Source organism: Bradyrhizobium sp. 132 (assembly GCF_023074185.1).
Classification (GTDB): domain Bacteria; phylum Pseudomonadota; class Alphaproteobacteria; order Rhizobiales; family Xanthobacteraceae; genus Bradyrhizobium.
The window spans coordinates 124,324-143,860 of sequence record NZ_JADPKY010000132.1 but is presented as its reverse complement, the minus strand read 5'-3'; the positions used below and the strand labels follow the sequence as shown (position 1 = coordinate 143,860).

Genomic DNA, 19,537 nt, shown 5'->3' with positions numbered 1-19,537 from the left:
CTTTTCCGGATCATGCCCTAAGCACTCACCTTGGCATGGCCGCCGAGATAGGCGGCACGGATGGCTTCGTTGCCCCAAAGCTCGTCGGGTTTGCCGCCGAGCACGATACGGCCGGTCTCGAGAACGTAGCCGTAATCAGCCACCGACAGCCCCATGCGCGCATTCTGTTCGACGAGCAAGACTGTCGTGTTGCGCCGGATCTCGGAAATAATCTTGAACACGGCCTGCACGATGACAGGCGCAAGTCCAAGCGACGGCTCGTCCAGCAGCAGCAGCCGCGGCTTGGCCATCAGTCCGCGCGCGACAGCCACCATCTGCAACTGGCCGCCGGACAGCGTCCAACCCAGCGCATTGGTGAATTTCCGGATATCCGGAAACAGATCGAACATCGCATCCGCCTCGCGCGATATCTCCGAAGTCGCTGCTCGGCGATTGGACGCACCGAGCATGATGTTCTCTTTCACAGTCAGACCCGGGAACACGCGGCGGCCTTCCGGCACGTGCGAGATACCCATGCGGACGATGGCTTCCGGGCCGAGGCCTGCGATCGATTTGCCATCGTACAGGATGTCGCCCGAAGTTGGTTTCGCGAGCCCCGAGATCGCGCGCAGCGTCGTCGACTTGCCGGCACCATTGGCCCCGAGCAAGGTCACGACCTGCCCCTCCTCCACGGCGCACGTGACGCCGCGCAGCGCTTCGATCTCGCCGTAGCGCACCACCAGATTGCGGATTTCGAGCAACGGCATCATTCGCTCCCGAGATAGGCGGAGACGACGTCGGGATGACGCAGCACGGCCATGGATTCGCCGTCCGCGATGCGGCGTCCGAAGTTGAGCACGGTGATGTGCTGGGCTGCTTCCGAGACCAGCGTCATGTCGTGATCGATGATCAGGATGGTCAGCCCCTGGGCGGCGATGCGCTTGAGCAACTCGTGCAGCTCGAGCTTCTCGGTCGAGTTCAGCCCGGCCGCGGGTTCGTCGAGCAGCAAGAGCGTCGGGTTCGAGGCCAGTGCACGTGCGATCTCGATCAGGCGCTGATGGCCATAGGAGAAGCTCGATATCAGCTCGTTGGCACGATTGCCGAGGCCGACGAAGGTCAATGCCTCCATCGCGCGCTCGGTGAGGGCATCGTCGCCCTTCCCGACCATGGTGTTGCCGGGCCGCTCTGCGCCGATCTCGACGTTCTCCAGCGCCGTCATCGAACGGAACAGGCGGATGTTCTGGAACGTGCGCCCGAGACCTGACGCCGTGCGCTGATGCGGCGGCATGTTGGTGATGTCGGTGCCGTCGAGCACGATCTTGCCCGCCGTGGCCACATAGAGGCCCGAGAGCACGTTGAGCGTGGTGGTCTTGCCCGAACCGTTCGGCCCGATCAGCGCGTGCACGCCGCCGCGCTTCACGGCGATGTCGACGCCGTCGACGGCCTTGAGGCCGCCGAAATATTTCGAGAGACCGGTGACTTCCAGCACGGTATCGCCGCCGGTCATCGCCGGCTTCAACTGCAAGGCACCTGCTACCGGAGGCGCCGCGAGCTTGGCGCGCCAGCGCGCGAAGGCATCCGCGACAAAACCCCAGATGCCGTCGGGCATGAAGCGGATGATCAGGATCACGAACAGGCCGTAGATCGCGAGATAAAGGCCCGGCACGCTCTTGAGGAAGCGCAGCCACTCCGGGATCAGGATGAGCAAACCGGTGCCGATCGCCGAGCCGATCGGCGAGGCCACGCCGCCGAGCAGCGACATGGTCAGGAACACGATCGATTCCGCGAAGGAGAACTGATCTGGGCTGACATAGGCGAAGCCGCCGGCGAACAAACCGCCCGCAAGCCCGCCGAGAAGGGCGCAGAGCGCGAACGCGTAGATCTTGGTGCGGAAGACGTCGATGCCGTTGACGCCGGCCGCAAGCTCGTTGTCGCGCACCGCTCGCATGGCGCGCCCGAGCTTGGTGTCGGAGAGATGCCAGACGAGATAGCCGACAATCGCCAGCATCGCGACGCAGAAGGCGAGATAGCTCTGCGACGACTGGAACAGGTCGGGACGCCCGATGTTGGAGACGCCGTCGGGACCATGCGTCAGCCAGATCGCGTTGATCATGACCAGCGTGACGATCTGCTGGAACGAGATCGTCACCATGGCGAGGTAGTGCCCGCCAAGCCGCAAGGTCGACATGCCCAGGAAGGCGCCGGCCAGCAGCGAGATCACGCATCCGCCGACGAGGCAGAGCCAGAAGCTGACATGCAGATCCGTCGTCCCGATGCCGACCGCATATGCGCCGAGCCCGAAGAACGCGGCCTGCGCCAGATTGATCTGGCCGCACAGGCCGAGCACGACCGACAGCCCGAACACCGCGATCGCGAACGTGGTGGCCTGGAGCAGGATGTTGTGAACGTATCCGTCGAAGCGCATGTTGGCCGCGAGCGCGACCAGGATCGCCGCACCGATGAAATACGGCAGGTGCCGGATCAGCAGCGGCTTCGAGTGAATGGCGGGCGCCGGAATCGGCATGTTGTCGCTGGGGGCGCTCATGCCTTCTCCGCCACGCGTTCGCCGAAGATGCCCTGCGGCCGGAAGATCAGGAAGGCGATCAGGACCAGGAAGGCGAAGCCGTCCTTGTAGGGCACCGAGATATAGGCTGCGCCAAACGTCTCGATCACCCCGAGCGCGAGCCCGCCGATGATGGCGCCGGCGACATCACCGAAGCCGCCGATGATGGTTGCCGCAAACGCCTTCAGCGCGATCGTCGAGCCCATCTGGATCGAGACGAACAGCACGGGCGCGACGAGGATGCCGGCAAGGCCGCCGAGCACCGCCGAATAGATGAAGGTGATCATGATCATGGTGGAGACGGAAATGCCGAGCAGCGAGGCCATTTCCTTGTCCTGCGAGGTCGCCTGCAGCTTCTTGCCGAGTAGCGTCTTCTCGAAGAACCAGAAATTGAAGATCACGAGGCAGATGGTGACGCCGATGATCAGGAGATACTGGCTGTCGAGATAGACCGGGCCGACCTGGATGCCGGGCGTTTCGAACCAGCCTTCCAGCACCTGCGGCTGCGGGCCGTAGATCGCGAGCACGGAATTGGCGAGCAGGATCGAGGCGCCGATGGTGGCGATGATCACAGGCAGATAGGTACGGTGGCGCAGCGGATAATAGACGCCGAGATTGAAGACGACGCCGACCAGCGCCATGCCGAGGAGCGCGACGATGAAGGCCGCCCAATAAGGCAGACCGGCCTCGACCGCGACGACCATCAGATAGGCCGCAACCATGGAGAATTCGCCCTGGGCAAAATTCACCACATTGGTGGCACGGAAGATCAGCACGAAGCCGAGCGCGACAAGCGCGTAGACGGCGCCGATCCCGATCCCGGTAAAGAGCAGTTGTAGGGCGAGATCCATGACAAGCGTTCTGTTGGAGGTCGGATGCGTTCGCCGAAAAACGTTCCGACCTCCCCGATGATCATCGGGGAGGTCGCGTGAACGTCAGTCGTTGAACTCGATGTGCTTGTCGAAGACGATGGCGCCCTTCTCGTTCTTCACGATGTTGTAGCCGTGAAGCCCATCGCCGTTCTGGTCGAAATTGTATTCGCCCTCGGCGCCCGGGAACTTCTTGATCCCGAGGATGGCTTCGCGAATCTTGCCGGGATCGGTCGAGCCGGCCTTGTTGATGCCCGCCGACAAGACGTTGATTGCATCGAAAGTCCAGGAGCTCTGGTTGTCAGGCGCGACCTTGACGGAATCGCGGTAGATCTTGCCGAACGCCTTCGAGCCTTCGCTGGAATTTTCCGCGTAGTCGGCAACGCCATAGGTGTTGTGGAGCGCGGGACCTGCGAGCTTCAAAGCAGTGATGTTGACGATCGAGGGGGAGCCGACCCAGGGGATGTTCACGCCGAGCTGACGAAGCTGGCGGGCGAAGATGCCGAGATCGTTCTCGAAGGTGAAGTAGGAGCCGAGAATGTCGGCGCCGGACTGCTTGATCGCGAGCACGACCGGCGTAAAGTCCTGGCTCTGGTTGGCATAGCCCTGATCGAAGGTCGTGCAGCCAAGCTTCTCGAGCGCACCCGTGAGCGCGTTGCCGCCGGCGGTGCCGAACGCGTCGGTCGAATGCAGCACGGCCCATTTCTTCTTGCCCAGCGTGTTGACGCCGAATTCGGCGATGACGCGGCCGGAATAACTGTCATTGGGACGGAAGCGGAACAGCCACTGATTGCCCATATGAGTGAGTTTCGGATCGGTGCCGCCGATCATCACAGGCTTTCCGAGCTTGATGACGTCGGGTGCCATCGCATGGACCTGAGTCGAACGGATCGAACCGAGGAACCCGACGATGTCAGGTTGAGAGGCGAGCTTGGAGAAGGCGAGCACGATGCCGGGATTGGTGGTCTGATCATCCTCGACGATCAATTCGCCCTGCTTGCCCAGGATGCCGCCGGCCTTGTTGACGGCTTCGAGTGCAAGCTTGGCGCCCTTGATGGCGTAACCGCCGGATTCAGCGGCAGGTCCCGTGACTGGCGCGCACATGCCGATCTTGATGGTGGCGCCTTGCGCATTTGCGCTTCTGATGAGGTAGGGCGCGGCAATGCCGGCAGCAATTCCGGTCGCGAAGTCGCGTCTCGTCAGTCTCATTCATTCCTCCCTGGGGCCGGGCATCCTTGTCGGCCCTTCTTGTCTTGGCTCTATTACTGAATACAGAGCCGGATGCTAGTTACGAATTCTGCCGATACGAGTAAATTGATATTGCGCCAACATCGGCCAAGTGCGCAGAGCTCTCGTCCCGCGATGACTACCCGCGATGGTTATCTATTCTGAGCGATTTTTACGGGCTTTTTGCGGATTTCGCTTCGCTCGGCCTGCCCAAGGGACAAGCAATAATGGCAGTCATGCGTGAGCAGACAAGTCATCATGCAAATTTGCAGTCACATATTGTCAGTGATCTCGTCACCCGCGTCGCTGGAAGCGAGACACAACTCCAATTGTCCGAGCATCTCCTGCAACTCGGCGAGCTTGCGTGCCCCGAAGCGTCGCGTGATCTCGGCATAGATCGCTTCGGAGGACGGCGCCACCGAGGCCATCAGCTTCACGCCCTTTTCCGAGATCGAGACCATGCTGCGGCGCTGGTCCGCCTTCGCAGTCTTGCGCTCGATCAGATTGCGCGCGTCGAGATCGCGCAGGATGCGCGACAGGCTCGGTCCGAGCAGGAACGCCGTGCGCGCGAGTTCCGTGACCTCGACGGCATCGATCGCCGCGAGCGCGCGCAGGATGCGCCATTGCTGCTCGGTCAGGCCATGCGCACGCAACGAGGGACGGAATTGCCGCATCACCGCCTCGCGTGCCCGCAGCAGCGACATCGGCAGCGAGCGCGAGAAGTCGCGCATCGGCACCTGTCGCGGGGCGGCGGCGCCGTCGTCCGCTGGATCAGCCGGTCTCTTCAAGATGATGTCCTTTCAACCCGCAAAATGTTTGCACTGCAGCAAGCCGAAATTGTGTTTGACGCATTCACTTAACATGTTAAGTATCTTCGGGCACCACGATTTGCAAGATCACAAATGGCGCTTTCCAACGACGATATCCGAGCTTGCGCGAGCCGTCTGCACCAGGCGGAGAGGACCCGTACGCAAATCCGGCAACTCTCGCAGGACTTTCCCGGCATCACCATCGCTGACGCCTACGCGATTCAGAAGGCGTGGATCGAGGTCAAGATCGCCGAGGGCCGCATCGTCAGGGGACACAAGATCGGCCTGACCTCGAAAGCGATGCAAAGCGCGCTTGACATCAACGAGCCGGATTCAGGCGTGCTGCTCGACGACATGTTCTTTGCCGATGGTGGCCTCGTCCCGACGGAGCGCTTCATCGCGACCCGCGTGGAAGCCGAGCTCGCCTTCGTCATGAGCAAGCGCCTCGCGGGGCCCGACTGCACGCTGTTCGACGTGCTCAACGCCACCGACTTCGTCGTGCCGGCGCTGGAGATTCTGGATACGCGGATCGAGCGCGTCGATCCCAAGACCAAGGCGACGCGAAAAATCTTCGACACCATCGCCGACAATGCAGCGAATGCCGGCATCGTGCTCGGCGGACGGCCGATCCACCCGCTTGACGCCGATTTGCGTTGGGTCGGCGCGCTCTGTTTCAAGAACGGCCAGCTCGAGGAAACCGGTCTTGCCGCCGGCGTGCTCAATCATCCCGCGACTGCAGTCGCCTGGCTCGCCAACAAGATCGCGCCGCTCGGCCTTGCGCTTGAGCCCGGACAGGTCGTGCTCGCCGGCTCCTTCATCCGTCCGATCGAGACCCGCAAGGGCGACACAATTCAGGCCGATTACGGCGCATACGGCTCGGTCAGCTGTTACTTCGCTTAGGCGAACAAAAAGACAGGGAGTGAAACCGCGATGCCGCATTTCACGATCGAATATTCGGCCAATCTCGACAGCCGCCTCGACATCGGCGCTGTCTGCGAAATCGTGCGCAAGGCGGCGGTCGAGACCGGCATCTTCCCGCTCGGCGGCATCCGCGTCCGAGCTGTCAGGTGCGAGCATTACGCGATCGCCGATGCCCGACAAGACTACGGTTTTCTCGACATGGTGCTGCGCATCGGCGAAGGCCGCGACCTCAAGACGCGCAAGACAGCCGGCGAGCACGTTTTCCAAGCGCTCTCCCGACACCTCGATCCCGTCTTTGCAGCCAGCAAATTCGCTTTGTCGTTCGACATGCAGATCAACGACAAGGACACCAGCTGGAAACGCAACAACATCCACGACGCCCTGAAAGTGGAGGCCTCCCATGGATAAGTCCACGCCGAAAGCCGATGTGTTCCAGGCCAACCGCGACCGCGTCGCGCCGCTGCTGAAGACGCTGCGTGCCGACGGTATCGGCCACATGATCGACGGCAAGATCGTGCCGTCGATATCAGGCGAGACGTTTGAGACCAAGTCGCCGGTCGACGGCGCGACGCTCGCAAGCGTCGCCCGCGGCAAGGCCGAGGATGTCAATCGCGCCGCGACCGCTGCCGCCCTTGCCTTCAAGTCCTGGCGCGACATGGGGCCGGCGATGCGGAAGAAACTGCTGCATCGCGTCGCCGACGCCATCGAGGACAATGCCGACGACATCGCCGTGCTTGAATGCATAGACACCGGCCAGGCCTTTCGCTTCATGGCCAAGGCCGCGATCCGCGCCGCCGAAAATTTCCGCTTCTTTGCCGACAGATGCGGCGAGGCGCGCGACGGCCAGAACACGCCGAGCGACGAGCATTGGAACGTCTCCACCCGCGTGCCGATCGGCCCGGTCGGCGTGATCACGCCGTGGAATACGCCGTTCATGCTCTCGACCTGGAAGATCGCCCCTGCCCTCGCAGCAGGCTGCACCGTCGTGCACAAGCCGGCGGAGTGGTCGCCGGTCACGGCCGCTGTTCTTGCAAAGCTCGTCAAGGAAGCCGGCGTTCCCGACGGCGTGCTCAACACCGTGCACGGTTTTGGCGAAGAGGCCGGCAAGGCGCTGACCGAGCATCCCGCCATCAAGGCGATCGGCTTCGTCGGCGAAAGCGCGACGGGCTCCGCGATCATGATTCAGGGCGCGCCGACCTTGAAGCGCGTGCATTTCGAGCTCGGCGGCAAGAACCCGGTGATCGTGTTCGACGACGCCGATCTCGATCGCGCGCTCGATGCTGTCGTGTTCATGATCTACTCGCTCAACGGCGAGCGCTGCACCTCGTCGAGCCGCTTGCTGATCCAGGCCAGCATTGCCGAAAAATTCATCGAGAAGCTGACCGCGCGCGTAAAAGCCTTGAAGGTCGGTCATCCCCTCGATCCCGCAACCGAGATCGGTCCGCTGATCCATGAGCGGCATTTGGCAAAGGTGTGCTCCTATTTCGACGTCGCACGCCAGGACGGCGCGACGATTGCCGTCGGCGGCAAGACCTATGACGGCCCGGGCGGCGGACATTATGTCGAGCCGACACTGGTGACCGGCGCGCATGGCAAGATGCGAGTGGCGCAGGAAGAGGTGTTCGGCCCCTTCCTGACCGTGCTGCCCTTCAAGGACGAAGCAGACGCGATCGAGATCGCCAACGACATCCGCTATGGCCTGACCGGCTATGTCTGGACCAACGACGTCGGCCGGGCGCTGCGCGTCGCTGATGCACTCGAAGCCGGCATGATCTGGCTCAACTCGGAAAACGTCCGGCATCTGCCGACGCCGTTCGGCGGCATGAAGGCCTCGGGCATCGGCCGCGACGGCGGCGATTACTCGTTCGACTTCTACATGGAAACCAAGCACGTCTCGCTGGCGCGGGGCACACACAAGATTCAAAAGCTGGGAATCTAACGCTCGCGATTCCCAGGCGCGCGGAGCGCGAACGGGGAATGACGGGATCTAGAGAGGGGAAACGAAATGCCCGTGCCGCAACATATCTTCGAGCCGCCGTTCAACATCATCCGTTCGAGTCACGTCGTCCTCGATGTGACCGATCTGAAGCTCAGCAGCGCGTTCTACGAGACCACCGTCGGCCTGCATGTCGAGGACGCCGACGACAAGGTCGTGTATCTGCGCGGTTCGGAAGAGCATCAGCATCACTCGTTGGTGCTGCGCAAGGCGGCAGTGCCCGCCTGCAACCGGCTCGGTTTCAAAGTCGGCAATGACGGGGATCTGGACAAGGCCGCAAAGTTCCTGTCCGAGAACGGCCTTGGCTATGCCTTCGTCGATCAGCCGTTCCAGGGCCGCACGCTGCAATTCACCGATCCCTTCGGCTTCCAGATCGAGCTGTATGCCTCGATGGACCGCCGGCCACATCTGCTCCGCCGCTACGACCTCTACAGGGGATGCCATCCGCAGCGGCTCGACCATTTCAACGTGTTCGCAGCCGAAGTGCAGGACACCGTCGAATTCTATGCCCGACTCGGCTTCCGCCTGACCGAATACGCCGAGGAAGACGGACCGAGCGGGCGCATTGCGGCTGCCTGGATGCATCGCAAGGGCAATGTCCACGATTTTGCGATCACCAACGGCAAGGGCCCGCGGTTGCACCACTTCGCCTACTGGACGCCAACGGCGATGAACATCATCCATCTCTGCGATGTCATGGCCTCGCAAGGCTTCGTGAACAACATCGAGCGCGGTCCCGGCCGCCACGGCATCTCGAATGCGTTCTTCCTCTACGTCCGCGACCCCGATGGACACCGTCTCGAACTCTACACCAGCGACTACTTCACCGGCGATCACGACCACGAGCCGCTGCGCTGGTCGCTGCGCGATCCGCGCCGGCAGACGCTGTGGGGCGCGCCGGCCCCGCGCTCCTGGTTCGAGCAGGGTTCGCCGTTCGCCGGGCAGGCCGTGCGCGAGCCAAAATTCGTGGCCGACGTGCTGGTGGCGGATTAAGCAATGACCCTCCCTCGCCTCGCCACCTATTCCGTCAAGAGTGCTGTCCGCTACGGCGCAGTCGTCGACGGCGGCATTGTCGATCTCTCCGCGCGCCACGCAAAAGACTATCCGACGCTGCGCGAGGTGGTCGCGGCAGGAAAGCTCGCGAGCCTCGCCGAAGAAGCCGCGTGCCACACGCCCGATCACGCGCTCGGTGACATCATTTGGCTGCCGCCGGTGCCCGCGCCGGAAAAGATCATCTGCATCGGCGTCAACTATCCCGACCGCAACGCCGAGTACAAGGACGGCCAGGACGCGCCGAAATATCCGAGCATGTTCATGCGCTCGCCGCGCTCGTTCGTGGGCCATGACACGCCGCTGGTGCGCCCGCGCGCCTCAGCGCAGCTCGACTACGAGGGCGAGATCGTGCTGGTGATCGGCAAAGCCGGCCGGCACATCCCCGAAAGTTCCGCGCCCGATCACATCGCCGCGCTCACGCTCTGCAACGAAGGCTCGGTGCGCGACTGGCTGCGCCATGCCAAGTTCAACGTCACGCAGGGCAAGAACTTCGATTCCAGCGGCAGCCTCGGCCCGTGGCTGGTGCCCTACACGCAGGAATCGCAGATCGCCGACATCCGCCTCACCACGCATGTCAATGGCGAGCTGAGGCAAGACGACCGCACCAGCAGGCTGATGTTTCCGTTCCGCTACCTCATCAGCTATATCTCGACCTTCGCAACCCTCGTTCCCGGTGACATCATCGTGACGGGCACGCCGACCGGCGCCGGTGCGCGGTTCGATCCGCCGCGCTATTTGAAGCCCGGCGATGTCGTCGAGATCGAAGCCGAGGGCATCGGCAGCTTGCGAAATGGCGTCGTCGACGAAGCCTGAACAATAATCGAAATGGAATAGTGCAATGACCACCCTCACCGGCGGCGAAGCGATCGTAAGCGGCCTTGTCGCCCATGGCGTCGACACCGTGTTCGGCCTGCCCGGCGCTCAGGTCTACGGCCTGTTCGACGCCTTCCACCAGGCCCAGCTCAAGGTGATCGGAGCGCGGCACGAGCAGGCCTGCGGCTACATGGCGTTCGGCTATGCGCGCTCCAGCGGCAGGCCCGGCGTGTTCAGCGTGGTGCCCGGCCCCGGCGTGCTCAACGCCAGCGCGGCGCTGCTCACGGCGTTCGGCTGCAACGAGCCGGTGCTGTGCGTCACCGGCCAGGTCCCTACGCAATTTTTGGGCAAGGGCCGCGGGCATCTGCACGAGATGCCGGACCAGCTCGCGACGCTGCGCACCTACGTGAAGTGGGCGGACCGGATCGAATATCCCGGCAACGCGCCGACCACCGTCGCGCGCGCCTTCCAGGAGATGACGTCCGGACGGCGTGGCCCCGCCTCCGTCGAGATGCCCTGGGACATCTTTACTCAGCGTGCGGACACGGCTGCAGCACAGGTGCTGGAGCCGCTGCCGGCGCCGCTCGCTGATCCTGACATGATCAAGCAGGCTGCCGCACTGATCAAGTCCAGTAAAGCGCCGATGATCTTCGTCGGCAGCGGCGCGATCGAAGCGCGCGAAGAGATCCTTGAACTCGCCGAGGTGATCGATGCGCCCGTCGTCGCCTTCCGCAGCGGCCGCGGCATCGTCTCCAACGCGCATGAGCTCGGCCTCACCATGGCCGCGGCCTACAAGCTGTGGCCGAACACCGATTTGATGATCGGCATCGGCTCGCGGCTGGAGCTGCCGACCATGTCGCGCTGGCCGTTCCGTCCCGATGGCCTGAAGAGTATCCGCATCGACATCGATCCCGTCGAGATGCGGCGCTTCATCCCGGACACGGCCATCGTCGCCGACGCCAAAGCCGCGACCGCCGATCTTGCTGCCGCCGTCAGCAAGACGGGCTACAGCAAGACCGCCGGCCGCCGCGCCGCGATCCGCGAGGCGACTGCGACCGCGCAACAGGAAATCCAGCGCATCCAGCCGCAGATGGCCTATCTCAACATCCTGCGCGAGGTGCTGCCGGCGAACGCGATTGTGACAGACGAACTGTCACAGTTCGGCTTCGCCTCCTGGTACGGCTTTCCAATCTACGAGCCGCGCACCTTCATCACCTCAGGCTACCAGGGCACGCTCGGCTCGGGCTTCCCCACTGCGCTCGGCGCCAAGGTCGCCAATCCCGACAAGCCGGTGGTGGCGATCACCGGCGACGGCGGCTTCATGTTCGGCGTGCAGGAGCTTGCCACCGCCGTGCAGTTCAATATCGGCGTGGTGACGCTGGTGTTCAACAACAACGCTTACGGCAATGTCCGCCGCGACCAACGCGAACGTTTTGACGGCCGCGTGGTGGCGTCCGATCTGGTCAATCCGGATTTCGTCAAGCTCGCGGAGTCGTTCGGCGTCGCTGCTGCGCGCGTGACCGCGCCGGATCAGTTCAAGGCGGCGATCGAAAAGGCGCTCGCCCATAGTGGGCCGTATCTGATCTCGGTGGAAGTGACGCGGGATTCAGAGGTCAGCCCCTGGGCGTTTATCCACCCGCCAAAGCCGTGATGACGATCCTCATGGTGAGGAGGCGCGTGAGCGCCGTCTCGAACCATAGAGGCCCGGGTCTCGCAGCTCGGGCCTCTATCCTTCGAGACGCGCGCGAAGAGGCGCGCTCCTCAGGATGAGGAGATAAATTAGCGCGTCCTGCGGAACGTCAGATTGATCCGCTGACGCCCGAGCAGCGCGTGCTCGCCGTCGGCCAGCGGCGCCACGCCGTGATAGGCGAGCCTGCTGGGCCCGCCCCAGACCACGACGTCGCCATGCACCAAGCGGAACCGGCGCGGCTTGTCGCTGCGCGCCATGCCGCCGAACAGGAAGGTCGCGGGCAGCCCGAGCGAGACCGAGACGATCGGCGCCGAATAGTCCAGCTCGTCCTTGTCCTGGTGCAGCGACAGCCGCGTGCCCGGTTCGTAGCGATTGACGAGACAGGCATCGGGCGCGAAGTCATTGAAACTGCCCTGCTCCGCCGCACGGCGGGCGAGATCGCGGAGCACGGGCGGCATCGCGGGCCACTGCGCACCGGTTCGCGGATCAATCGGATCATAACGATAGCCGGTGTGATCGGTGATCCAGCCGCGCTCGCCGCAATTGGTCATGGCCACCGACATCTGATAGCCGCCGGGCGTGGTCATGCGCCGGAACGGCGACTGCGCCACGATCGCGCGTACAGCTGCAATCAGCTCGCTCTCGATCGACTTGACGAATCCGCGCAGCAAAACGGCGCCATCGGCGATCTCCTCGCGTGACGGCTGCGCCTCGGCGACTGTCTCGAACAGATCACCCGTCAATCGCAGTGCTCATTTGGCATCATGAAAGATCACACCCAGCGTGTGGCGCTGGCCGGAGCGAATCCGGCTGACGCCATGGCGCAGATTAACGCGGTAGGTGCCGCGTGTCCCCTGCACCGGACGGTGATGCACGGCAAAGGCGACCGCATCGCCCTGCGTCAGCGGCACCACCTCGGCGCGGGACTGCATGCGCGGACGCTGCTCGGTCAGCACGAACTCGCCGCCGGTAAAGTCGCGTTCCGGCTCCGACAAGAGGATCGCAACCTGGAGCGGGAACACGTGCTCGCCGTAGAGATCCTGATGCAGGCAATTGTAGTCGCCAGCCTCGTATTGCAGCAGCAGCGGCGTCGGCCGCGCCTGTCCCGTCTCGTGGCAGCGTTTCAGGAACGCCGCATGCGCGGCGGGGTAGCGAATGTCGATCCCCATCGCCTCATTCCAGCGATTGGCGACGCCCTGGAGATGCGCGTAGAGCGTCGGGCGCAACTGCGCGATCAGATCGGGCAGCGGGTAGGAGAAATATTTGTACTCGCCGCGGCCAAAGCCGTGGCGGCCCATGACGATGCGGCTGCGGAAGTGCGTGTCGTGAGGATAGAGCGCGGCCGTGGCGCGGCATTGCTCCGGCGTCAGTAGACCCTTCAGGACGGCGCAGCCCTGGGCGTCGAGATCGCCGGCGATCTGCGGCCAGTCCAGGGCATCGACGCGGGCGGCGAGGTCGATTGGCGACTGAAGCGTCGATTTGCGTGCTGTTGCTGTCATGGCTACGACCTTCGCAAGCTTGGTCCGCCGGGCGCCACCCGATTCCCGACTATCTCTCCGTCATCGCGAGCGAAGCGAAGCTTCGTCGCAAGGGCTCCTCGCAATGACGGTGGCGATAGCTCAGCCCAGCACCGGCAGCGTCACCACATCATAGCCGTGCTTGATCGTCCGCTTCAGCACAGGGTCTTCCAGCTCGAACTCGAAGCGGTCGGCGGGGCGGATGCCGCCCTTGGCTGCGAACGTGCCGCCGAACATGGCGCAGCCGTCGGGGAATTTCCCACCTTCGAAGCCGCGCGCGATGAGATCGGTGATCGGCAGCATCGCGTCCAGCGTGCCCTCTTGGTAGAGCACGCGCTCGCCCTTGATGAAGGCGTAGGAGCGCAAAATCATCCTGTCCCAATGGCCGATGACGTCCTCGATCTCCCACAGCGTGGATGCGATCGGCTTGTCGCACATTTGCTTGGACACGGTGACGCTGTAGGCCTCGACCTTGCGATCAGTGTGGTCGGAGCCGCAGCCGACGAACATGCGGCCCTGCCAGCCGATCAGCACGAATTCGACCTCGCCGCTGGAATCGCCGCCAGTGCATTCGATGCGGTCTTCCATGGTCAGCCGCCGTGCCGAGGCGCGATAATAGATCGGCGTCGAGGCCGGCCGGGCAATGCCCATAGCCTCCAGCTCCGTGATGTGCTTGTCGCGCGCGATCGCGTCGCGGCCGGTCCAGCCGGCGATGACCATTTGGTCGATCGCCAGTGTCAGTGGCGTTGTGGTGTCCTGGGCGTCGACGGTGAAAGTCAGGTCAAACACGAATTACGGCCTCCATGCCGGCAGCAAGTTCAAAGATACGGCGGTCCGATCCGCCCGCGCCCGCCAGCATCAGGCCGACCGGGACGTCGCCCTCGCGATGCGCAGGCAGCGAGATGGCGCAGCCGTCGATCATGTTGATCAGGGTGCAATTGCGCAGCGCGCGCAGGTTTTCCCTGGTGAACGCCTTGTCGTCGGCGAGATCGGCGATCTTCGGCGGCGTATTGGCGGTGGTCGGCAGCACCAGCGCGTCATAGGGCGCAAGGCGCGCATTGACGCGGGCGATCAGCGAGCGGCGCTCGTTGAGGAGATCGATGTAGTCGGCCGCGCTCTGCGCCTCGCCGCGCATGATGCGCACGGAAACGCGGGGATCGTAGACGTCGCCCTTGGACGTGATGAGGTAGCGGTGCCAGGCGAAGCTTTCGGAAGCCGCAAAGCCGCCCTTGGCGTTCATCGGGCCGATGTCGTGGAATTCGGCCATCGCGATGCGCTCGATGATCGCGCCATGATCGGCGAGGCTCTTGAGCGCACGCTCGAACGTCTTGGCCACGTCCGGATCGAGGTCGTCGAGCGCGATCGTGGTCGGCACCGCCAACCGCATGCCCTTCACCGGGCGAGGCTTCAGCGCAACGACCGGCTCGTTCGCGAGCACGGCGTCGAGTATGGCACAGCAACTGACCGATCGTGCCAGCGGCCCGATGCTGTCGAGCGAGAACGACAGCGGCACAGCCCCGTCGAGCGGCACGCGGCGCTGCGTCGGCTTGTAGCCGACGATGCCGTTATAGGCCGCCGGAATGCGGCAGGAGCCGCCGGTGTCGGTGCCGAGCGCGCCGTGCGCCATGCCGTCGAGCACGGACACCGCGGCGCCCGAGGACGAGCCACCGGGCACATGGCCCTCGGCCCGGTTCCAGGCGCCCTTCGGCGTGCCGTAATGCGGATTGATGCCGATGCCGGAATAGGCAAATTCGGTCATGTTGGTGCGCCCGATCACGACGAAGCCCGCCTTGCGCAGCCGCGCCACCGTGGGGGCATCCTGCTCGGCCGGCGAGGAATCGTCGAGCGCGCGGGAGCCGGCGCGCGTCACCTGGCCCTTGATGTCGAAAAGATCCTTGATCGAGACCGGGATACCGGCGTAGCGCGAGGGCGCCGCCTTCACCTTGCGCAAACCGTCCATCGCATCCGCCGCCGCGAGCGCCGCGTCCTTGTCGACATGGATGAAGGCACGCTGTCCCTCGCCGGCCGGATCGGCAATTCTGGCGATGCAAGCCTCGACCAGCTTGCGGGAAGTGGTGCGGCCGCTTTCGAGGTCTTCGGCGAGCTTCGCCAGCGTCGGAAAATCGGGCATGTCTGTCTCACGGAATATTTGCGTGCGCAATCTATAGCGCTGCCTCGGTTCGACACAAGCATTGTGCGCATGATGGCATGCATGCGCATTGCTGGACCGTTGACGCGCCATGGTCGATTGTCGCATCAAGATTGAAACAGGCGAGCTTGAGACCCGCCCCTTGACAAAACAAGCTCTGGGAGGACCTTCCGAGATGGCCGAACCGCAGCGCGCGCGACCGAAACCGACGCCGGAGACCCAGCATTTCTGGGACGGCACCAAGGCGGGCGAGTTGCGCCTGCAGCGCTGCGACGCCTGCGCGCATGTCTATTTCCCGCCGCGCCCGTTCTGCCCCTCCTGCGCCTCGCGCAAGGTCAGCATCTTCAAGGCGAGCGGAAAAGGCTTTCTCTACAGCTACGTGATCAACCACCGTCCCGCCGCGCCCGGCTTCACGCCGCCTTACGCGATCGCGGTGGTCGAGCTCGACGAGGGGCCGCGGCTGATGAGCAACATCATCGACTGTCCGCAGACGCCGGAGGCGCTTGAGCTCGATATGAAGCTCGAGGTCGCCTTCGAGGCGCTCGACGACAAGATCACCCTCCCCGTGTTCCGTCCGGCGAAGGGATAGGCCATGCGCAGCAACCAGGTTGCCGTCGTCGGCGCCGCCGAGACCACCGAGCTCGGGGTCATCCCCAACATGTCGCAGCTCCAGCTCCACGCGGACGCGGCGCTCAATGCCATTGCCGACGCCGGGCTGAAGCTGTCGGACATCGACGGCTTCGCCACCGCAGTCGAGACACCGCAGCAGGTCTGCCACTATCTCGGCATCAAGCCGACCTGGGTGGACGGCACCTCCGTCGGCGGCTGCTCCTTCATGCTGCATGTCCGCCACGCCGCGGCTGCGATCGAGGCCGGCCTGTGCAAGACCGTGCTGATCACCCACGCCGAAAGCGGCAAGTCGATGATCGGCAAGGCGCCGCGCTCGACGGCGCCGGACAGCCTCAACGGCCAGTTCGAACAGCCGTTCGGCGTCTATGGGCCACCGAGCATGTTCCCGATTCCCGTGCTGCGCTTCATGAAGACCTACGGCATCACGCACGAGCAGCTCGCCTCGGTCGCGGTGGTGCAGCGGGAATGGGCGGCAAAGAATCCGCGCGCGATGATGAAGGACCCGATCACGGTCGCAGACGTCCTCAACTCGCGCATGATCGCCTATCCGTTCCGCCTGCTGCAATGCTGCCTCGTCACCGACGGCGGCGGCGCGCTGATCCTGACCTCGGCTGATCGCGCCAAGGACTTTCCGCGCAAGCCCGTCTACATCATGGGCACCGGCGAAAGCGTGGAGACGCCGATGGTCAGCCAGATGGAGACTTTTAATTCCTCGCGCGCGTTCAAGACCGCGGGGCCGCTGGCGTTCAGGGAGGCCGGCATCGCCCACAAGGACGTCGACCATCTCATGATCTACGACGCCTTCGCGCATCTGCCGCTGTTCGGCCTCGGCGATCTCGGCTTCATGCCGCACGAGGAAACCGGCAAGTTCATCGCCGACGGCAACACGCGGCCGGGGGCTAAGCTTCCGCTCAACACCAATGGCGGCGGATTGAGCTACATGCATTCGGGCATGTACGGCATGTACGCGCTCCAGGAGAGCGTACGCCAGATGCGCGGCATCGCGCCGGCGCAGGTGGCCAACGCCAAGATTTCGGTGTGCCATGGCGTCGGCGGCATGTTCGCCGCGTCGGGCACGATCGTGTTTACGAACGAGAGGTAATCCACATGACAAAATCACTGCAAGACAAGGTCATCATCGTCACCGGCGCAGGGCGCGGCATCGGGCGGGAGATCGCGCTGCTCTGCGCGGCGGAAGGCGCCAAGGTCGTGGTCAACGATCCCGGTGGCGCCTCCGACGGCGCCGGTTCGAGCGCATCCCCCGCTGAGGAAGTGGTCGAGGAGATCAAGAAGCGCGGCGGCACCGCGGTCACCAATTTCGAGTCGGTGGCGGAGGCAATTCCCGCGAGCAAGATCGTGAAGACCGCGACCGATCATTTCGGCCGGCTCGACGGCGTCGTCAACAATGCCGGCATCTTGCGCGACATGATCTTCCACAAGATGAGCGTGGAAGCGTTCGAGGCCGTCATCAAGGTTCATTTGATGGGCTCGTTCTACGTCTCGCACGCCGCGGCGCGGCTGTTTCGCGAGCAGGAGTCCGGCTCCTTCGTGCACTTCACCTCGACTTCCGGCCTGATCGGCAACTTTGGACAAGCCAACTACGCCGCCGCCAAGCTCGGCATCGTCGGCCTGTCGAAGTCGATCGCGCTCGACATGGGCCGCTTCAACGTCCGCTCCAACTGCGTCTCGCCGTTCGCATGGACCCGCATGATCGGCACCATCCCGACCGAGACCGATGCCGAGAAGGCGCGCGTCGAGAAGATCAAGCAGATGGGACCGGAGAAAATTGCGCCGATCTGCGCCTATCTGCTCTCCGATGCCGCCAAGGACGTCTCCGGGCAGATCTTTGGCGCGCGCATGAACGAGCTGTTCCTGTTCAGCCAGAACCGTCCGCTGCGCTCGGTGCATCGGAGCGAAGGCTGGACGCCGCAATCGATCGCCGAGCACGGCATGCCGGCGTTGAAGGGATCGTTCTACAAGCTCGACCGCTCCGCCGACATCTTCCCGTGGGATCCCGTGTAAGCGAACTCCACCTGTTGCTGCATTGCGATCTCCGGTTGTCCGGCCGGAGATCGCCCGCTTTACGCCCGATTGCAGGCGGATCGTTCCCTCCCAACACAACTTCGGGAGGAAACCATGACAAGAATACTGACCAACTCCAGCGACACGATTGCAACAGAGCGCGATGGCCTCGGCCGTCGTGCCCTCTTGAAGGGCGCAGCGGCGGCAGTCGCCGCGACAGGCTTTACCGCCAACGCAAGCTTGGCAGCCTCCGTCATGCCATTGGGCCAGACGGGCGCTCCAACGAGATCGACGGCGCCGCTGCCGTTGGGACCGCTGCCAGGCAGCCGCTACCCGGACTCCCATTTGGAATCGGCCAAGAAGGGGCCACCATCGTTTGGGCCCTCTGGTTTTCCTGCGTTCGCGGGCACGATGGCTGTTGAGCGCGTAGCAACCGGCTTCCGATGGGCCGAGGGTCCGGTCTACTTCCCGGCCGGCCGGTACGTGTTGTTCAGCGATATTCCCAACAACCGCATCATGCGTTTCTCCGAGGATGACGGTCATACGAGCGTCTACCGCCAGCCTTCGATGAACTCCAACGGCAACACCATCGATCGCGAAGGACGCCTGCTCACTTGCGAGCACAGCGGCAGGCGCGTCACCCGGACCGAGCTCGACGGCTCGATCACCATCATTGCCGACAGTTACAACGGCAAGAAGCTCAACTCGCCCAACGATCTGGTCGTCGCTTCCGATGGATCGGTCTGGTTTGTCGATCCCGGCTACGGGATCGGCGGCTATTATGAGGGTATCAAGGCCGAGAAGGAGCAGGCAAAAAACAACGTCTACCGGGTCGATCCAAGATCCGGGGAGATCAAGGTTGTCGTCGACGACTTCGTCGAACCCAACGGGATAACCTTCTCGCCCGACGAGAAGAAACTCTACGTCATCGATACCGGCTTCACTGATGGCCCCGATAATCCCTCCCATATCCGCGTATTCGACGTGGATATTGGGTCCGGAAAGGTCTCGAACAGCAAGGTGTTTGCGGAGATGCCCAAGCCCAGCATTACCGACGGGATGCGAACCGACACGGCCGGGCGCGTTTGGTGCTCCGTGGGCTGGGGCGATCCGAACGAGGACGGCGTGCGCTGCTATACTCCAGAGGGCGAATTGCTCGGCAAGATCCACCTCCCGGAAACGGTCGCCAATCTCTGCTTCGGCGGTCAGCAGCGAAATCGACTGTACATCTGCGGCTCGAGTTCGCTCTATGCTGTCTACACGAGTGCACAGGGTTCGATGAAGCCTTGAGCCAATAAG

19 protein-coding genes are annotated in these 19,537 nt (G+C 63.7%); 10 read left to right on the top strand and 9 right to left on the bottom strand.

Annotated features, from left to right (window positions below):
• Positions 1 to 17: 17 nt before the first annotated feature.
• The 5 genes from IVA74_RS28665 to hpaR all read right to left on the bottom strand — a co-directional run bounded on the left by IVA74_RS28665 (position 18) and on the right by hpaR (position 5,429).
• Positions 18 to 746, bottom strand: a complete 729-nt coding sequence (locus IVA74_RS28665) for an ABC transporter ATP-binding protein (protein ID WP_148774473.1) — start codon at positions 744 to 746, stop codon at positions 18 to 20.
• Positions 746 to 2,524, bottom strand: coding sequence for a branched-chain amino acid ABC transporter ATP-binding protein/permease (locus tag IVA74_RS28660; protein ID WP_247349817.1), 1,779 nt, complete (start codon positions 2,522 to 2,524; stop codon positions 746 to 748). The genes IVA74_RS28665 and IVA74_RS28660 overlap by 1 nt, the downstream gene beginning before the upstream one ends.
• Positions 2,521 to 3,393 (bottom strand): branched-chain amino acid ABC transporter permease, encoded by an 873-nt coding sequence (locus tag IVA74_RS28655; protein ID WP_247349815.1) that lies wholly within the window; start codon positions 3,391 to 3,393, stop codon positions 2,521 to 2,523. The genes IVA74_RS28660 and IVA74_RS28655 overlap by 4 nt, the downstream gene beginning before the upstream one ends.
• Positions 3,394 to 3,477: 84 nt before the next feature.
• The gene (locus IVA74_RS28650) at positions 3,478 to 4,620 is read right to left on the bottom strand and encodes an ABC transporter substrate-binding protein (RefSeq protein ID WP_247349814.1); all 1,143 of its coding nucleotides are present in this window, start codon (positions 4,618 to 4,620) and stop codon (positions 3,478 to 3,480) included.
• Positions 4,621 to 4,910: 290 nt separating this feature from the next.
• Positions 4,911 to 5,429: a homoprotocatechuate degradation operon regulator HpaR gene (hpaR, locus tag IVA74_RS28645; RefSeq protein WP_247350244.1), complete on the bottom strand. Its 519-nt coding sequence runs from the start codon at positions 5,427 to 5,429 to the stop codon at positions 4,911 to 4,913.
• Between the two features lie 111 nt (positions 5,430 to 5,540).
• On the opposite strand from hpaR, the gene hpaH reads away from it, so the two are divergent.
• The 6 genes from hpaH (at position 5,541) to IVA74_RS28615 (ending at position 11,881) form a co-directional block, all read left to right on the top strand.
• On the top strand, positions 5,541 to 6,347 hold the full coding sequence (hpaH, locus tag IVA74_RS28640) for a 2-oxo-hept-4-ene-1,7-dioate hydratase (protein WP_247349813.1): 807 nt from the start codon (positions 5,541 to 5,543) through the stop codon (positions 6,345 to 6,347).
• 30 nt (positions 6,348 to 6,377) lie between these two features.
• Positions 6,378 to 6,776 (top strand): 5-carboxymethyl-2-hydroxymuconate Delta-isomerase, encoded by a 399-nt coding sequence (locus IVA74_RS28635; RefSeq protein WP_247349812.1) that lies wholly within the window; start codon positions 6,378 to 6,380, stop codon positions 6,774 to 6,776.
• On the top strand, positions 6,769 to 8,307 hold the full coding sequence (hpaE, locus tag IVA74_RS28630; protein ID WP_247349811.1) for a 5-carboxymethyl-2-hydroxymuconate semialdehyde dehydrogenase: 1,539 nt from the start codon (positions 6,769 to 6,771) through the stop codon (positions 8,305 to 8,307). The genes IVA74_RS28635 and hpaE overlap by 8 nt, the downstream gene beginning before the upstream one ends.
• 66 nt (positions 8,308 to 8,373) lie before the next feature.
• The gene (gene hpaD / locus IVA74_RS28625) at positions 8,374 to 9,357 is read left to right on the top strand and encodes a 3,4-dihydroxyphenylacetate 2,3-dioxygenase (RefSeq protein WP_247349810.1); all 984 of its coding nucleotides are present in this window, start codon (positions 8,374 to 8,376) and stop codon (positions 9,355 to 9,357) included.
• A 3-nt stretch (positions 9,358 to 9,360) separates the two neighbouring features.
• Positions 9,361 to 10,230 (top strand): fumarylacetoacetate hydrolase family protein, encoded by an 870-nt coding sequence (locus IVA74_RS28620; protein ID WP_247349809.1) that lies wholly within the window; start codon positions 9,361 to 9,363, stop codon positions 10,228 to 10,230.
• A 25-nt stretch (positions 10,231 to 10,255) separates the two neighbouring features.
• Positions 10,256 to 11,881: a thiamine pyrophosphate-dependent enzyme gene (locus IVA74_RS28615; protein WP_247349808.1), complete on the top strand. Its 1,626-nt coding sequence runs from the start codon at positions 10,256 to 10,258 to the stop codon at positions 11,879 to 11,881.
• 128 nt (positions 11,882 to 12,009) lie between these two features.
• Here IVA74_RS28615 and alkB read toward each other — a convergent pair whose 3' ends face one another.
• From alkB to IVA74_RS28595, 4 genes are all read right to left on the bottom strand, one after another.
• Entirely contained in the window at positions 12,010 to 12,663 is a 654-nt protein-coding gene (gene alkB, locus IVA74_RS28610) for a DNA oxidative demethylase AlkB (protein ID WP_247349807.1), read from the bottom strand.
• A 9-nt stretch (positions 12,664 to 12,672) separates the two neighbouring features.
• Positions 12,673 to 13,419: a 2OG-Fe(II) oxygenase gene (locus IVA74_RS28605; protein ID WP_247349805.1), complete on the bottom strand. Its 747-nt coding sequence runs from the start codon at positions 13,417 to 13,419 to the stop codon at positions 12,673 to 12,675.
• Between the two features lie 120 nt (positions 13,420 to 13,539).
• Complete coding sequence (locus IVA74_RS28600) at positions 13,540 to 14,226, bottom strand: DUF2848 domain-containing protein (RefSeq protein ID WP_247349804.1); 687 nt, start codon at positions 14,224 to 14,226, stop codon at positions 13,540 to 13,542.
• Positions 14,219 to 15,568, bottom strand: coding sequence for an amidase (locus IVA74_RS28595; RefSeq protein ID WP_247349802.1), 1,350 nt, complete (start codon positions 15,566 to 15,568; stop codon positions 14,219 to 14,221). Before IVA74_RS28595 ends, IVA74_RS28600 begins: the two co-directional genes overlap by 8 nt.
• 193 nt (positions 15,569 to 15,761) lie before the next feature.
• On the opposite strand from IVA74_RS28595, the gene IVA74_RS28590 reads away from it, so the two are divergent.
• The 4 genes from IVA74_RS28590 to IVA74_RS28575 all read left to right on the top strand — a co-directional run bounded on the left by IVA74_RS28590 (position 15,762) and on the right by IVA74_RS28575 (position 19,528).
• Entirely contained in the window at positions 15,762 to 16,175 is a 414-nt protein-coding gene (locus IVA74_RS28590; RefSeq protein ID WP_247349800.1) for a Zn-ribbon domain-containing OB-fold protein, read from the top strand.
• A 3-nt stretch (positions 16,176 to 16,178) separates the two neighbouring features.
• Positions 16,179 to 17,318, top strand: a complete 1,140-nt coding sequence (locus IVA74_RS28585) for a thiolase (RefSeq protein WP_247349798.1) — start codon at positions 16,179 to 16,181, stop codon at positions 17,316 to 17,318.
• A gap of 5 nt (positions 17,319 to 17,323) precedes the next feature.
• Positions 17,324 to 18,238, top strand: coding sequence for an SDR family oxidoreductase (locus tag IVA74_RS28580; protein ID WP_247349797.1), 915 nt, complete (start codon positions 17,324 to 17,326; stop codon positions 18,236 to 18,238).
• 114 nt (positions 18,239 to 18,352) lie between these two features.
• A complete protein-coding gene (locus IVA74_RS28575) occupies positions 18,353 to 19,528 on the top strand; it encodes an SMP-30/gluconolactonase/LRE family protein (protein ID WP_247349796.1) in 1,176 nt (391 codons plus the stop codon).
• Positions 19,529 to 19,537 lie beyond the last annotated feature (9 nt).

Bases quoted from the DNA above. Each gene is read 5' to 3' on its own strand.
- IVA74_RS28660 (WP_247349817.1), bottom strand. From the start codon at position 2,524: ATGAGCGCCCCCAGCGACAACATGCCGATTCCGGCGCCCGCCATTCAC.
- IVA74_RS28615 (WP_247349808.1), top strand. From the start codon at position 10,256: ATGACCACCCTCACCGGCGGCGAAGCGATCGTAAGCGGCCTTGTCGCC.
- IVA74_RS28585 (WP_247349798.1), top strand. From the start codon at position 16,179: ATGCGCAGCAACCAGGTTGCCGTCGTCGGCGCCGCCGAGACCACCGAG.
- IVA74_RS28635 (WP_247349812.1), top strand. From the start codon at position 6,378: ATGCCGCATTTCACGATCGAATATTCGGCCAATCTCGACAGCCGCCTC.
- hpaH (WP_247349813.1), top strand. From the start codon at position 5,541: ATGGCGCTTTCCAACGACGATATCCGAGCTTGCGCGAGCCGTCTGCAC.
- hpaD (WP_247349810.1), top strand. From the start codon at position 8,374: ATGCCCGTGCCGCAACATATCTTCGAGCCGCCGTTCAACATCATCCGT.
- IVA74_RS28655 (WP_247349815.1), bottom strand. From the start codon at position 3,393: ATGGATCTCGCCCTACAACTGCTCTTTACCGGGATCGGGATCGGCGCC.
- IVA74_RS28665 (WP_148774473.1), bottom strand. From the start codon at position 746: ATGCCGTTGCTCGAAATCCGCAATCTGGTGGTGCGCTACGGCGAGATC.
- hpaE (WP_247349811.1), top strand. From the start codon at position 6,769: ATGGATAAGTCCACGCCGAAAGCCGATGTGTTCCAGGCCAACCGCGAC.
- IVA74_RS28595 (WP_247349802.1), bottom strand. From the start codon at position 15,568: ATGCCCGATTTTCCGACGCTGGCGAAGCTCGCCGAAGACCTCGAAAGC.
- IVA74_RS28650 (WP_247349814.1), bottom strand. From the start codon at position 4,620: ATGAGACTGACGAGACGCGACTTCGCGACCGGAATTGCTGCCGGCATT.
- IVA74_RS28590 (WP_247349800.1), top strand. From the start codon at position 15,762: ATGGCCGAACCGCAGCGCGCGCGACCGAAACCGACGCCGGAGACCCAG.
- IVA74_RS28575 (WP_247349796.1), top strand. From the start codon at position 18,353: ATGACAAGAATACTGACCAACTCCAGCGACACGATTGCAACAGAGCGC.
- IVA74_RS28620 (WP_247349809.1), top strand. From the start codon at position 9,361: ATGACCCTCCCTCGCCTCGCCACCTATTCCGTCAAGAGTGCTGTCCGC.
- IVA74_RS28605 (WP_247349805.1), bottom strand. From the start codon at position 13,419: ATGACAGCAACAGCACGCAAATCGACGCTTCAGTCGCCAATCGACCTC.
- IVA74_RS28580 (WP_247349797.1), top strand. From the start codon at position 17,324: ATGACAAAATCACTGCAAGACAAGGTCATCATCGTCACCGGCGCAGGG.